This window comes from Stenotrophomonas sp. YJH_SMC_110 (assembly GCF_059369255.1).
Genome location: NZ_JCAFSM010000003.1, coordinates 182,313 through 196,735 on the forward strand (window position 1 = coordinate 182,313; position 14,423 = coordinate 196,735).

General features: G+C 67.2%; 14 protein-coding genes. 3 read left to right on the forward strand and 11 right to left on the reverse strand.

The features are described from left to right. Positions 1-48: 48 nt before the first annotated feature. From AC5P6H_RS08005 to AC5P6H_RS08045, 9 genes are all read right to left on the reverse strand, one after another. A complete protein-coding gene (locus AC5P6H_RS08005; RefSeq protein WP_014646904.1) occupies positions 49-1,026 on the reverse strand; it encodes an ABC transporter substrate-binding protein in 978 nt (325 codons plus the stop codon). A 16-nt stretch (positions 1,027-1,042) separates the two neighbouring features. Next, the gene (locus tag AC5P6H_RS08010) at positions 1,043-2,788 is read right to left on the reverse strand and encodes an amino acid ABC transporter permease/ATP-binding protein (protein WP_495202491.1); all 1,746 of its coding nucleotides are present in this window, start codon (positions 2,786-2,788) and stop codon (positions 1,043-1,045) included. Beyond that, on the reverse strand, positions 2,785-3,336 hold the full coding sequence (locus tag AC5P6H_RS08015) for a GNAT family N-acetyltransferase (protein ID WP_014646902.1): 552 nt from the start codon (positions 3,334-3,336) through the stop codon (positions 2,785-2,787). Before AC5P6H_RS08015 ends, AC5P6H_RS08010 begins: the two co-directional genes overlap by 4 nt. After that, on the reverse strand, positions 3,333-4,553 hold the full coding sequence (locus AC5P6H_RS08020) for an amidohydrolase (protein WP_197605070.1): 1,221 nt from the start codon (positions 4,551-4,553) through the stop codon (positions 3,333-3,335). The genes AC5P6H_RS08015 and AC5P6H_RS08020 overlap by 4 nt, the downstream gene beginning before the upstream one ends. Before the next feature lie 4 nt (positions 4,554-4,557). Next, the gene (locus AC5P6H_RS08025) at positions 4,558-5,901 is read right to left on the reverse strand and encodes an LLM class flavin-dependent oxidoreductase (protein ID WP_049440772.1); all 1,344 of its coding nucleotides are present in this window, start codon (positions 5,899-5,901) and stop codon (positions 4,558-4,560) included. Between the two features lie 18 nt (positions 5,902-5,919). After that, on the reverse strand, positions 5,920-6,897 hold the full coding sequence (locus tag AC5P6H_RS08030) for an MsnO8 family LLM class oxidoreductase (RefSeq protein ID WP_049440771.1): 978 nt from the start codon (positions 6,895-6,897) through the stop codon (positions 5,920-5,922). Positions 6,898-6,911: 14 nt separating this feature from the next. Then, on the reverse strand, positions 6,912-7,274 hold the full coding sequence (locus tag AC5P6H_RS08035) for a DUF3088 family protein (protein WP_197574368.1): 363 nt from the start codon (positions 7,272-7,274) through the stop codon (positions 6,912-6,914). A 157-nt stretch (positions 7,275-7,431) separates the two neighbouring features. Then, a complete protein-coding gene (gene msuE, locus AC5P6H_RS08040; protein ID WP_495202492.1) occupies positions 7,432-8,013 on the reverse strand; it encodes an FMN reductase in 582 nt (193 codons plus the stop codon). 117 nt (positions 8,014-8,130) lie between these two features. Then, complete coding sequence (locus AC5P6H_RS08045) at positions 8,131-10,707, reverse strand: TonB-dependent receptor plug domain-containing protein (protein ID WP_495202493.1); 2,577 nt, start codon at positions 10,705-10,707, stop codon at positions 8,131-8,133. A gap of 328 nt (positions 10,708-11,035) precedes the next feature. Between AC5P6H_RS08045 and ftrA the strand changes: the two genes are divergently transcribed. The 3 genes from ftrA to AC5P6H_RS08060 all read left to right on the forward strand — a co-directional run bounded on the left by ftrA (position 11,036) and on the right by AC5P6H_RS08060 (position 13,141). Then, the gene (gene ftrA / locus AC5P6H_RS08050; protein WP_495202494.1) at positions 11,036-12,037 is read left to right on the forward strand and encodes a transcriptional regulator FtrA; all 1,002 of its coding nucleotides are present in this window, start codon (positions 11,036-11,038) and stop codon (positions 12,035-12,037) included. Between the two features lie 94 nt (positions 12,038-12,131). Then, positions 12,132-12,566, forward strand: coding sequence for a BLUF domain-containing protein (locus tag AC5P6H_RS08055; RefSeq protein ID WP_049440768.1), 435 nt, complete (start codon positions 12,132-12,134; stop codon positions 12,564-12,566). Between the two features lie 107 nt (positions 12,567-12,673). After that, complete coding sequence (locus AC5P6H_RS08060) at positions 12,674-13,141, forward strand: chemotaxis protein CheW (RefSeq protein WP_049440767.1); 468 nt, start codon at positions 12,674-12,676, stop codon at positions 13,139-13,141. Positions 13,142-13,152: 11 nt separating this feature from the next. On the opposite strand, the gene AC5P6H_RS08065 is transcribed toward AC5P6H_RS08060, so the two are convergent. Further along, entirely contained in the window at positions 13,153-13,653 is a 501-nt protein-coding gene (locus AC5P6H_RS08065; protein ID WP_049440764.1) for a hypothetical protein, read from the reverse strand. 92 nt (positions 13,654-13,745) lie between these two features. Next, positions 13,746-14,333 (reverse strand): TetR/AcrR family transcriptional regulator, encoded by a 588-nt coding sequence (locus AC5P6H_RS08070; RefSeq protein WP_481478963.1) that lies wholly within the window; start codon positions 14,331-14,333, stop codon positions 13,746-13,748. Between the last annotated feature and the right edge of the window lie 90 nt (positions 14,334-14,423).

Sequence of the window (14,423 nt, forward strand, 5' to 3'; positions counted from 1 at the left end):
ATGGCTCGGCTCTACAAAAGCGGAGGTCGCGCCGGGCCACGCCCGGTGTCATTGCAACGTCGGCAATCCCGGCGGGTTGGTCTGCGACTGCGGCACGGCTTCCTCGGCCACATTCCACCGTTTCAGCGCCTGCGCGTAGGTGCCACTGGCGATCTGGGTGTTCAGCGCCTGCGTCACTGCATCAGCCAGGCCGCTGCCCTTGCGCGTGGTCACCGAGATCGCCGCAGCGTTCGGCCAGCCACCGGGGAACAGGCCGACGCGCCGCACCTTACCGTCGCGTGCGGAATAGGCGCCGGTGGCGTTGGGCTCGAACGACACATCGGCACGGCCGGTGATCACCGCCAGCCGCCCGACCACGGCGTCATCGAAGTACTGGTACTCCACCGGTTTCAATCCCGCCGCGATGTTCTGCTGGTCCCACTGCCGCAGGATCTGGTCCTGGTTGGTGCTGGCACCCACCACCACCTTCAGCCCGGCCACATCGGCCGGCTTCTCGATCTTCTGGATCGGCCCGTCTGCGCGCGTGTAGATGCCCAGCAGGTCGAAACGGTAGCTGGAGAAATCGAACTTCTTCTTGCGCTCTTCGGTAACCGTCACGTTCGACAGCACCGCATCGTACTTGCCTGATTCCAGACCCAGCGGCCAGTCGGCCCAGGCCACCGGCACGATCACCAGCTTCAGGCCCAGCGCATCGGCGATCAGGCGCGCGATGTCGGGCTCGATGCCCACAACGTCCTTGCTGTCGGCCCCGTAGTCGGCCAGCGGCAGCTGCCCTGGATGGGTGGCCACGGTGAACGACCCGGGCGTGACGAAGCGATACCCCTTGGGGATCAATGACTGCGCCTCTGGATCGAACGTGCCTTTCAACACCGCCGTGTTCGCACCGGCCAGGCTGGTCGCGGCCACGGTGCCGGCATCCGGTGCCTGCCGCACGCGCGAATAGACGATACCGGTGATGCCGATGACCAGCACGCCCACGATCAACAGGGTGCTGCGTGAGGGACGACGCGGTGCTGCAGGGCTCATGGTGTTCCTTTCTCGGTTACAGGGTCTTGGCCAGGAAATCGGCGGTGCGCTGCTGGCGCGGGCGTTCGAACAGCACCTCGGGCGTGCCCTGCTCGATCACCCGGCCCTGGTCCATCATCACCACGTGGTCGGCCACGCGGCGGGCGAAGCTCAGCTCATGGGTGACGATCACCAGCGTGGTGCCGGAGCGGGCCAGCTCCTCGATCACGCTCAGCACCTCGGCCACCAGTTCCGGGTCCAGCGCCGAGGTCGGTTCGTCGAACAGCAGCACCTTGGGCTGCAGCGCCAGCGCGCGGGCAATCGCGATGCGCTGCTGCTGGCCACCGGACAGCTGGCGCGGGAAGGCATCGGCCTTGTCGGCCAGGCCGACCCGTTCCAGCAGCGTGCGCGCCTGCTGCCCGGCCTGCGCGCGCGGCACGCCACGCACCGCGATCGGTGCCTCGATGATGTTCTCCAGCGCGGTCAGGTGCGGGAACAGGTTGAAGCCCTGGAACACCATGCCCACTTCTGCACGGCGGCGTCGGATCTCGCGCTCGGGCAGCTCGTACAGGGTGTCGCCCTCGCGGCGGTAGCCGATCAGCTGGCCGCCGACAGTCACGTAACCGCCGTCGGCGCGTTCCAGGTGGTTGATCAGCCGCAGCAGCGTGGACTTGCCGGCGCCCGAAGGGCCGATCAGCACGGTCACGCTGCCGGCGCGCAGGTCCAGGTTCACGTCTTCCAGCACCGGCTGGTCGCCAAACACCTTGCCTACGCCATGCAGCGACACCGCCGCGCCCTCGCCCGCTTCAACCTGGGGGGCGATACGCGGGCGGCTTGCTGCGCGCGGTGCGGCTTCGCTCTGCACACGCGGGGGCGATGACACCCGCGACACCGAGCGCTCGCGCTGCAGCTGGCCGCGCGCGAAGCGTTGCTCCACGCGCCGCTGCAACAGCGACAGCACGGTAAGTATCACCAGGTACCAGACGGTGGCCACCATCAGCAGCGGCACCACTTCCAGATTGCGGCGGTAGATCACCTGCACGGTGTAGAACAGCTCCGGCAGCGCCAGCACATAGACCACCGAGGTGCTCTTGGCCAGGCCGATCACATCGTTGAACGCGGCCGGCAGGATCGAACGCATCGCCTGCGGCAGGATGATGCGGCGCACCTGGCGGCCACGCGGCAGGCCAAGTGCCGCTGCCGCCTCGTACTGGCCATGGTCGACCGAGAGGATGCCACCACGGATCACTTCGGCCGAGAACGCGGCCTGATTCAAGGTGAGGCCCAGCACTGCGGCGGTGAACACGCCGATCAGCTGCGTGGTCGGGTACGAGAACAGGCTGATGCCGGTGAACGGCACGCCCAGTTCGATGGTGCTGTACAGGTAGCCCAGGTTGTTCAGCAGCAGCAACAGCACCAGCAGCGGGATCGAACGGAACAGCCATACATAGCCCCACGACACCGCCGACAGCAGCGGCGAGCCGGACACGCGGGCCAACGCCAGCAAGGTGCCCAGCGCGAAACCGAGGCCAGTACCGAGTGCGGTCAGCAGCAGCGTGCGACCCAGGCCTTCCAGCACCGGGCGCGCGAAGAACCACTCGGCGAACGTGCCCCAGCCCCAGCGCGGATTGCCCAGCACCGATTGCAGCCCGATCAGGATCAACGCCAACGCCAGAAGGGTTCCGACCACCTGCAGCGGATGCCGGGCCGGCACGATCTTCAGCGCCGGTGCTGGCGCGGGGGGTGCGGCAATGCCATCCAGCGCAGTCGAAGGCGTGCTCATGCGTGGGCTCCGTGCAACACGGTCTGCGACGGCGAAAGCACTGGCGCCGGCGCACGTAGATGCTTCTCGAACGGCAGATGCGCGATGGTTTCCGGGTCGGCCTGCAGGTCGAACAGCGCGGTATAGCCGTGGCTGAGGTACAGGCCGACGGCTTCAGGCTGGCGGAAGCCGGTGGTCAGGAACACCCGACGGTACCCTTGCCGCGCCGCCTGGTCTTCCAGTTCCTGAAGCACGCGACGCGCGATGCCCTGCCTGCGCAGCCCGGGCAGCGTCCAGATGCGTTTGAATTCGGCGGTGTCCGGATCGCGGTGCGGCATGAAGGCGCCGCCGGAGATCGCCACACCATCGCGCAGCAGCAGCACGAACGCGCCTACCGGCGCCGCGAAGGCCTGCGCCGGATAGCGTTGCAGCTCCTCGCGGGCGCTGCCGCCGATGCGTCGGCGCACGTCGGCGTAGCGGCTGTCGTACTCCTGCTCCAGGCCATCGAACAGCGGCCGCGCCAATGGATCATCCACCGAGGTATAGAGGAAGCGTTCGTTGCTGCTCATGCCACGTCCTTCACCAGATAGTCTTCGGCCAGTCGCGCCCACAGGCTGGCGGCCGGTGCGATGGCCGCGTCGTTGAACACATAGCGCGGGCTGTGCAACGGCGCGCTGTCGCCGTTGCCGACGAACACGAAACTCCCGGGCCGCGCCTGCAACAGGAAAGCGAAGTCCTCGCTGGCGGTGCGCGGCGCGAACTCCGGCACCACCTGTTCGTGGCCGAAGCCCTGCACGGCCACGTCGCGGATGTAGGCGGTCTGCTGCGGGTGGTTGATCACGCTGGGGAAGCCACGCGGGAACTCGATTTCGGCGCGTGCCCCGAAAGCGGCAGCGGTCTGCTCGGCAATCCCGGTCACCCGGCGGCGCAGCGTGTCGCGCAACTCGGGCAGGTAGGCGCGCACGGTCAGCTTCAGCTCGACCACGTCCGGAATCACATTGGCGGCCTGCCCACCGTGGATCGAACCGACGGTGACCACGCCCATCTGCCGCGGGTCGACATTGCGCGACACCACACTCTGCAATGAAGTGATGATGTGCGCGGCGACCAGGATCGGGTCCACGCTGCCCTGCGGCTCGGCACCGTGGCCGCCCTTGCCGATCACCTTCAGCCGCGCCCAGTCGACCGACGCCATCGCCGGGCCGTCGACGAAGCCGAAGTGGCCGACCGGTACGCCGGGCCAGTTGTGCAGCCCATAGATCGCATCCACCGGGAAGCGCTCGAACAGGCCGTCGGCAATCATCTTCGATGCACCCGAGCCGGTTTCCTCGGCTGGCTGGAACACCAGCTGCAAGGTGCCGTCGATAGTGCCGTGATGGGCCAGGTAATGCGCGGCAGACAGCAGGATGGCGGTGTGACCATCATGGCCGCAGGCATGCATCAGGCCGTCGGTCTGGCTGGCGTAGGCCAGCCCCGAGTCTTCGTGGATCGGCAAGGCATCGATGTCCGCACGCAGCCCCAGCCGACGGCTGCCCTGCCCACGCTGCAACGTGCCGACCACGCCGGTGCCGCCGAGACCGGTGGTCACCTCATAGCCCCACTGCTGCAGCAACTCGGCCACACGGGCGCTGGTGCGGTGCTCCTCGAAGGCCAGCTCCGGGTGGCGGTGCAGGTCATGGCGGATCGCGATGGTGGCCTCGGCGCGTGCCGCGATCTCGGGCAATATGCCCGTCGATTGGGAAATCCGCCGGGCATGCCCCGGTGCTACCGCAGTGTCTCCGCTCATTGCCCTACCCCGCCTTCCGCGCCGGCTCGGCATCGGTCGAATGGCGGCTGGCCTTGTACGGCAGGCCCAGATGCTCGCGCAGGGTCTGCCCTTCCAGCTCGCGCTGGTGGTAGCCGCGCGCCTGCAGGATCGGCAGCACCTGGGTCACGAAATCGTCCAGGCCTTCGCGCTGCGCCGCGAAACCGAGGATGAAGCCGTCGCTGGCACCGGCATCGAACCAGCGGATCAACTCATCGGCCACGTGCTCCGGCGTGCCGATGAAGTTCGGTCGTGGACTCACGGCTTCCAGTGCCACCTGGCGCAGGCTCAGCCCCTTCTCCCGCGCATCCTGCTTGATGCGATCGGTGGTGGAACGGAACGAGTTGCTGCCGATCTCACCCAGCTCCGGGAACGGCGCGTCCGGATCGTACTGGCTGAAATCGTGGTGATCGAAGAAGCGTCCCAGGTACGCCAGTGCATCCTCCAGCGTGGCCAGTGCGGCGATTGCCTGGTACTTGGCTTCGGCCTCCTCTGCGGTACGGCCGACGATGGGGCCGATGCCCGGGAAGATCTTCACGTCGTTGCCGCTGCGGCCATGCGCGATCGCCGAGTTCTTCACCTTCTGGGTGAACGCGCGGGTTTCTTCCAGCGACGGCGAATGGGTGAACACCGCATCGGCGTACTTGCCGGCCAGCGCGATGCCATCGTCGGACGAACCGGCCTGGAAGATCACCGGCTGGCCCTGTGGCGAACGCTGGATGTTGAGCGGGCCTTCCACCTGGAAGAAGCGGCCCTTGTGGTCGAGGCGGCGGAACTTTTCCGGCGCGAAGAACGTACCGCTGTCGCGCTCGCGCACGAAGGCATCGTCATCCCAGGAATCCCACAGCCCCTGCACCACCTCCAGGTACTCGTCGGCGATCTGGTAGCGCAGTGCATGCTCGGGATGTGGGCGGCCATAATTGCGACCCGAGCCCTCCAACGGCGACGTCACCACGTTCCAGCCGGCGCGGCCGCCGCTGAGCAGATCCAGCGAGGCGAATTGACGGGCGACGGTGAATGGGTCGCTGTAGGACGTCGACAGCGTGCCGGCCAGGCCGATCTTCTTCGTGGCCGTGGCCAGCGCCGACAGCAGCGAGATCGGCTCGAAGCGGTTGAGGAAATGCGGGATCGACTTCTCGTTGATGTACAGGCCGTCGGCCACGAAGCCGAAGGCGATGCCATTGTCTTCGGCGGTGCGAGCGATGTCGATGTAGAACTGCAGGTTGACGCTGGCATCGGCCGGGTTGGACGGGTGCTTCCAGGCATGCATGTGGCTGCCGGGGCCCTGCAGCATGATGCCGAACGGAACGTGGCGCGGGGTCGTGCTCATGGGAAACGCTCCTGCAGGTCAGGCCACCGCCGCGCGCGGCGCGGGCGACAGCAGTTCAAGGGATGTCAGGCGTGCGTCGAGGTCGGCCACCGGCGCATCGAGGATGAACTCGCCCACGCCGAAACGCCGGTGCAGCGCATCCAGTTCGCCGCGCACGTGCTGCGCATCACCGGACAGCACGCTGGGGCGCGTTTCCTCGATGCGGAAGTCGGCCACCCCCACCTGGCGCGCGTACTCGGCAGCTGCCTCGGCGCTGGGCAGGTTCACCGCCTGCCCGGGACCGAGGTGCAGCTTGTAGACGCGCAGCGCACCGATGTGACGCGCTGCGGCTTCCGCAGTCGGTGCGGCGAAGGCCACCGTGGCCAGCAGCGGCGGCTGCGAGGCGACGCTGCGGTAGGCGTCGAACGCGGCCTCGATGTGCTTCGGGTCACCATCGAAGTGCGCGGCGTAGACGAAGCGCCAGCCCAGTTCGGCCGCCTGCTTTGCACTCTGTGGACTTGCGCCGAGCAGGAAACGCTCCGGCGCCTGCTGCGGAAGCGGCCGCGCCAGCGCCTCGCTTTCGGCGCCGGCCAGATAACCCTCCAGGTCGCGCAGTTGCTGGTCGAAATCAGCGAACGGCGGACGCCCGGCTGCCAGCGCGGCAGTCGAGGCCGGCAGGCCGCCGGGGGCCTTGCCCACGCCCAGATCCACGCGCCCCGGCGCCAGCGCCGCCAGCAGGTTGAAGTTCTCCGCCACCTTGTACGGCGCGTAGTGGCGCAGCATCACCCCGCCACTGCCGATGCGGATGCGCCGGGTCTGCGCCAGCACCCAGGCCGCCAGCACTTCCGGTGCAGGGCTGGCCAACGTCGGTGCGGCATGGTGCTCGGCAAACCAGTAGCGGTGATAGCCCAGCTGTTCGGCGCGCTGCGCCAGCTGCAGGCTGTTGCGCAGCGCCTGCTCCGGCGAAGCGCCCTCGGCTACCGGGCTCTTGTCCAGCACGCTGATCTGATAGCTCACGGTCGCGTCCTCGCTCAGGGGTGGGCCACGGGAATGCCGAGCAATCCGTTCAGTGCGGCCAGGATCGGTTCGGCACCGGAGATGTACTGCCGGTCCTGGTGCGCGCCACTGGCCAGGTCGCTGCGTACGCCCTGCGGCAGCACCAGCTTGGGCAACGACTGGTCCTGCTCGCCGATCTCGGCGATCACCTCGCGGCGCGGCCGCGCGAAGCCGATGCGACGTACGTCCAGCTGCGCATCAAGGCCGTCGATGCTCGACAGTGCACCTTCCAGCAACAGGCTGTGCCGGCAGAAGAAGCGCTGGCCGGGAATCTGGCCGTCCTCGAACTCGCGATCGAGCAGGAACAGGATGGGTTTGCTTGCTGCGTCGAGCTTCACTGGGGGGGTCCTCATCTGGGCCGGCAATGCGATGCCGCTTCGATATCGATGCTAGAGATGCCTGCGGCTGCGGCAGCGACGCCTGGCGACAATCGGCGGTCAGATCCGGCCATGCAGATGCAGCGTGGCCATAAGCAAAGCGCCGCCGGTTATGGCGTCAGGCGATGCGTCGCAGCGGCGCCGCTACCGCCAGCGCCTGCGTCGCCAGGTGGCCGGCCGCACGCTCGGCTGCCAGCGCGATGCGTGCCTGCAAGGCAGCACTGTTGATGTGCTCGCCGTCGAAGTCGGCAGGCGTGGCATACACCCCGATCGGCAGCGTGTGCGCCTGCAGGAAACTGAACAACGGCCGCAACTGGTGGTCGATCACCAGCGCATGGCGCTCGCTGCCACCGGTCGCCGCCAGCAGCACCGGCGTATCCACCAGCGCCTCCAGCCCGACGAAGTCGACCAGGTGCTTGAACAACCCGGGATACGAGCCGCGATAGACCGGCGCGGCCACCACCAGCAGCTCTGCGGCCTCGATGCTCTGCAGCGCCTGCTCCACCTCCGGCCCCGCCTCATCGCGCGACAACGACTGGCCCAGCGAGCGCGCGATCGGCGTCAGCTCCACCAGCTCCACGCTGGCATGCACGCGTTGCTGCAGCGACGCCAGCAGATGCCGCACCAGCAGCAACGTGCGCGATGTCGCCGAACTGGTCGGTGACCCCACCAATGCAACCACCTTCAATGCAGAAGACATGAACTGCTCCTCGATAATGCCGAACTACCTCCGGCCGCACTTCGTCTTTTGTAGAGCCGAGCCATGCTCGGCTGCTTCCCGCCTTTGTAGAGCCGAGCCATGCTCGGCTGCCCCAGATCAGAACCGGTAACTGATCCGCCCATACCAATACGCCCCGACGTTGCCCAACACGTCGCCGTTGTCCCAGGTCGTCTCGATGCTGGCCACATCGGTAGCACTGCGCGCGTACTCCGGCACCTTGCGCGTGCGCTTGTCGAACACATTGTTGATCCCCAGCGCCGCGCTCCAGCCCGCCCCCAGCTCCACGCCGCCGGACAGGTTGGTCACCAGCACCGGCGGCTGTTTGTACTCCACGCCGTTGTTCAGGCGCTTGATCGGGCCGTAGTAGGTGAAATCGACGTTCGAGCGCCAGCGCCCGTTCTGCCAGCCCAGCCCGGCTACCTGGGTGTAGCTGGGCGTGCGGAAGCGCAGCGCGTATTCGCTGCTCTTGGTCAGCAGGTTGATGTTCGGCAGCCCCTGCAGCGCCGCCGGAATGTCGCTCACCTTCTGGATGGTGGTACGGCCGACGTTGGCCGCGTAGCTCCAGCGCAGCTTGCCCCACGCAGTGTCCTGGTTGGCTTCCAGGGTCAGCTCGACACCGCGCGTGCGGGTATTGCCCACATTGGTGAAGTAGCTGGCGTAGAACGCATCACCCGGCAGGATGCTGATGCCGGCGGAACCCAGCAGCGCATCGATGGTGTTCTTCTGCGCCGCGCTCAGCACCGTACCGCTGTTGTCGGTGATGCGCGCCGGATCCTGCGCGTTGTAGCCGATCTGGCTGGACTGGCCCAGCTGGCCACGGATGTCGATCTGGTACGCATCCACGGCCAGATGGAACGCCGGGCTCGGGTCCCAGGTCACGCCCAGGCTGTAGTTGGTGGCTTTCTCGGGCTTCAGCGGCGCAGCACCCAGCGCAACCGCCGCCGGTGAAGACACCTGCGCCACCAGCGTGGTCCCGCACGGGCAGCTGCCCGTGGCCTGGTAGTACTGTGCGCCCAGGCTGGGCGCATGGAAGCCGTTGCTGACCGTCGCGCGTACACCCAACGCGTCGGTGAAGTCGAAGCGCGTGGTCAGGCGGCCAGTGGACACGCTGCCGAAGTCGGAATGATCTTCCCAGCGCGCCGCGGCATCCAGATACCAGCGCGAGGTGATGTTGCTGGCCGCGCCCACATAGACCGCCTTGCTGTTGCGCGTCGCCTTCACCGCGTCGGCAGTCGAATAGCCGACGAAGGCTGCGGCACCGAAGCCGGTGTACGACTCCCACTGCCCGGCCCCGCGTTCGTACTGTTCGTGCTGGTACTCGGCGCCTGCGCTCACTTCCAGCGGCGACGCAAAGGCGGCCACCTCGAAGCCACGGCGCAGGTCGAGGTTGGCGATCCCCTGCTGGTAGTCCAGCTTGCCGTCATAGAAGTCAGTGGGCGAACCGGGATACGGCAGCGAGTAGTTCACCGAATTGCGGGTATAGGTGCGCACCGTGCTGCGGTTGCCGGTCAGGCTGGCGTCGTAATCCCAGCCCGCGATCTGCCCCTTCACGCCCGCAGTGCCGGTGTACTGCTTTTCCTTGGTCTCCAGCACCGGCAGGAAGCCATCGGGAAACACGCTCAGCACGCCGGGTGCCTTGTAGGTGGTGAAGATGGTCGCCGGCAGGCGGAAGTTCTGGATCGCCTGCGCGGTGCGGTCACTGGCCGTGGCGTTGGCGTAGAACTGCGCGCTCTCGCCCAGGCCATGGCCTGCATTCACTGCGAAAGCCCTCAACGCGTACGACGGCGAACTGAGGATGGTGTTGGCCTCGGCATCGCGGTTGGCCTCGGCCGGGTTCGGCGATGCACCCACCGGCAAGCGGTTGTTCGGGCGCAGTGCGACCCGGTTGCCGTTGGCATCTACTGCCGGATAGCTCAGGTAGCCATCGATGTAGCGGCGGGTGCGGATCGCGTGGTGCTGCCGCGTGTTCTCGCCGGACAGGTTGACGAAGCCATCCTGGCCCCACGGCAGCCCGACATTGGCGCGCACGCTGGTACGCGAACCATCACCATCGATGCTCTGCCCGCTCTCCACCGACACATCGCCACCGTGCGCCTGCGATTTCAGGATCACGTTGACCACGCCGGTGATCGCGTCCGAGCCATAGATGGCCGACGCACCATCACGCAGCACCTCCACGTGGTCGATGGCCGAGACCGGAATCAACGCCAGGTCGGCCCAGGCGTGGCCCGGAAAGCCACCACCGTTTGCGCCACTCACGTAAGCGCTGGCATTGCGGCGCTTGCCGTTCACCAGCACCAGCGTGTAGCCCGGTGACAGGTTGCGCAGCTGGTAGCCACGGATCAGGCTCTCCTGGTCGCTCTGGTAGCCGCCGATCTGGCTCAGCGACGGCAGCGCACGTTGCAGCGCTTCCAGCAGGTTGCCCTGCCCGGTCGCGGCAAGGTCCTCTGCAGAGATCACATCGATGGGCGTGGAACTGTTCTTCACCGTGCGCGTGCTGGTGCGTGAGCCGGTGACCACCACCGCATCCAGCGTGGACGCGGCCACGTTGGCCGTCGCGGCGGTGGCAGCAGGATCTGCGTCTGCTTCAGCCGCATGGCTGGGCGAGGCGGCAAGGATGGCTGTGATCAGAACAGCGAGAGTGCTCAGGACAGGGGCGTGGGCGGCAGGCATGGGGGCTCGTGGGGGGGCCGGAAACACGCTTCCATTCAAGGGCCTGTTCACCTGGTGCGACAGGCGCGATCGCGTCACCCAGCCGTAACATCCGGCCACCCACATGACCGCTGGTAATGACGTTAGGCGGCGCACACGCACAGGGTCCCCCACGGAGTCGGATCCCTTTCCATAGGAAAGGGCTCTGACCCCACGCACGCCTCCCCACCACCGGGTCAGAGCCCTTCCTGCGGAAGGGATCCGACCCCGGTTCCCATATGCCCGCCCGGCATCACCTCATGCCCGCGCATCACGCAACGCCACGCACCGCCACCCGTAGCATCAGGCCATGCCCAGCCCACCCGCCGATCCCACCGCGCCGCTCGTTGCCATCGTCGCCTGCCACGGCCAGGGGCTGTTCGAATTCGGCTGCGCGGTCGGCCTGTTCGCGCCGGTGCGGCCGGAACTCGGCGTGGCCTGGTACCGCACCCAGCTGTGCGCGGGCGAACCCGGTGCGCTGCGCATGCTCGGCAATGCGCAGGTGCAGCTTCCCTACGATCTCAGCGCGGTTGATGAGGCCGACATCATCGTCATCCCCGGTTGGCGCGAACCCAGCGAGCGCCCACCGCAGGCACTGCTCGATGCACTGATCCGTGCCCACGCACGTGGTGCGCGCATCGCCTCGATCTGCTCCGGTGCCTTCGTGCTGGCCTGGGCCGGGCTGCTCGATGGCCGCCAGGCCACCACCCACTGGCGCCTCACCGAAGCGCTGGCACGCGAGTTCCCACGCATCGACGTGCGCGAGGATGCGCTGTACGTGGATACCGGCAGCATCATCACTTCGGCCGGCTCGGCCACCGGCATGGACATGATGCTGCACATGGTGCGCAAGGATTACGGCGCGCGCGTGGCCAACCTGGTGGCCGAACGGCTGGTCCTGGCACCGTGGCGTGATGCCGGGCGCAGCCAGCGCGTCAGCCGCGCCATTCCCCACGGCGAGCCCACCCGCTTGGCAAAGCTGATGGAATGGATGCGCCGCAACCTGCGCGAGCCCCACTCGCTGGGCAGCCTCGCCGAGCAGGCCGCGCTCAGCCAACGCACGCTGCAGCGGCAGTTCCTGGACGCCACCGGCCTGTCGCCGATCGACTGGCTGATCCGCGAGCGCGTGGCTTTCGCGCGCGAGCTGCTGGAAACCACTGACCGGCCGCTGCAGTGGATTGCAGAACAGGCCGGCTTTGGTTCGCAGGAATCGTTCCGTCGGCACTTCCGCGGTCAGGTCGACGCGAGCCCTACCGAGTACCGCAGCCAGCATCGCGGCGGTCTCGGTGCCGACCGGTTGGTGGGCTGTTGATCCAGTGCGCGGAGCCAATCGCGGCGTGAGCAAAGCCTCACGACGGTCCGGGCTTGCGTGCGTATAGTGACGTGCGTCACAAGAAGCCCCTTCCATGCTCCATGCATTTGCTTACTCCAGCCGCATGTCGGCTGAGCTGTCCAATCAAGCCCTCCACCAGATCGTCTCGCAATCTGCCACGTTCAATCGCCGGGTGGACGTTACCGGTGCGCTGATCGTCGACGGGCAGCGGTTTTTCCAGTACATCGAAGGCCCGCCCGACGCCTTGGAAGCAGTCAAGCGCCGCATCCATGACAGCCGCTCGCATTCTGCCGTCGTGCCGGTACTGGACATGGCCATCAGCGCGCGTGCCGTTCCGTACTGGGCAATGACCCACATCGAGACCGGGCAGATCGTGGTGTCCGGCCTGGTGAATGCGCGCTGGGACGAGTTCGGCCACTCCATTCCGGGCATGGACCAGCTCGTCGGCCTGCTGCGTCCGCATTTTCCACGCGTCGGCACCGTCGGCGCGCCACGCGCAGCCGCCTGATAGACACTGAACCATCGCCTTGCACGCGCACGCCGACGCGGCCGCGCGTTGCGTCCAGGCGTCATCATCCAGATCTCCTTTCCCATCGTCTTCGCCACGCCCATCGCATGCCCGTACCCGCCCACCCTGTAACGGAAACACGCGCATCGCCTGCCGACCTGTTCGAGATCGTCGTCGTGCGTGCAGGCACCGTCCTGTTCGCCATCGACATCCAGGCAGCGGTCGAAATCCGCGGTCCGGAGGCATTCGGCCCTGCAGACCGCAACGGCAGGCCGACCCTGGAAGTTCGTGGGCAGCCATTACCCGTCGTCGACCTGCGCCGCATGAGCGGCCAACCGGCATTCGAGGGTGGCAGCCCGGCCATGCTGTTGATCAACGCCGGCACCGCAACCCTGGCGCTGGCCGTGGACGAAGTGCTGGAGATCGAGACGCCGGACGCGAGCGCGAACACCCCCGAGCCTGCAGCGGGCCAATCGTTCTGCTTCTGCAGCCGGCACATTCAACTCGATCCGGCGCGCTCGGCTGCACTGATCGAACCGGCGGCACTGCTGGGCGCACTTGCCGCGCCGGGTTGACCGGCGGCGTCTCAGGATCGTCCTGCCAAACCACGGTTTCGCAGCCTCCAGCACTGCGCGGCAAAGCCGATCACGAACACCACCAGGCAGGCCAGCAGCGTGTGCAGCACCACCGGGGCCATCGGCGCCGCCGCAATCGGATGCGCTGCCGGCAGGCGGGTCAGCGTTTCGTTGACGCCGGGCACCAACGAGAGCAGGAAGCTGAACGACAGTGCGAAGGTCGACAGGTAACGCGCGGCGCGCCCCAGCCAGCGCAGCCGCGCGGCCAGCACGCCGCCGAATGCCACCAGCAGCACGATCACCCCGAATGCGTGGCCGGCGTTGATCCCGCCCGTGCTGGACACGGTGAACGAGGTGGCCACCGACAGCACCAGCCCCACCAGGTACAGCTTGCCCGCGCGCGTGGCGGGATCGATTGCGCGGTGGCGAATGAAGGCATACAGGCCACTCAACACCGGGATCAGGCTGACAGCGGTATGGATCACGCCAAGTGTGGACAGAGGGTGGGACATGGGACATCTCCAGGGACAGAATGAACCTACTAGTAGGTAGGCATAGGACTCAAAAAGAAGGCCCGCGTCGCCGCAGGCCCACCACACATTTCTCAGGACGCCGCGCTCACCCGCGCGATCGCCAACCGCGCCAGTGCCGCGAAGGTCGCCGCATCACCGAAACCGCGCGCGGCCAGCATCGCGCCGTGCACCGATGACATGAACGCCTTGGCCTCATCGGCCGCCGAGCCCTGCAACTGCAGTTGGCCCATCGAAACGCCCTTCTCCAGCGTCACTGCCAGCCAACCGCTCAGGTCCTCGAAATGGCCGCGCACTTCCTCAGCGATCTCTGCCGGAATCATCGGCGCTTCGGCGGCCAGCATCGCGCAGATGCAGAACGAGGACGTACCCCCTGCAATGCAGCTGGACCAGTAATCCACATAGGCGTTGAGCTCCTGCAGCGGGTCGGCCAGCTGCCGGTCCAGCAGCGCCAGGCCTTCGCGCGCCTCGGCCCGGTACAGCTCGACCACCGTGCGCACCAGATCCGCCTTGCTGGGGAAGTGGTGATGGATGCTGGCCTTGCTGATGTTCACCCGCGCCGACACGTCGGCGTAGCTGAAGCCGTTGTAGCCACCGGCTTCCAGCAGCGCACGGGCATGCGCCAGGATTTCCTGGGCCTTGGGCGAGAGCGACTGTTTCATGGAAATAAACCTACTAGTAGGTAGACGGCCTGTCAACCCCTCTCTGCTGCACCCGCCAGGCATCATTCCCGGCAGAGCCGGCCGCTGGCC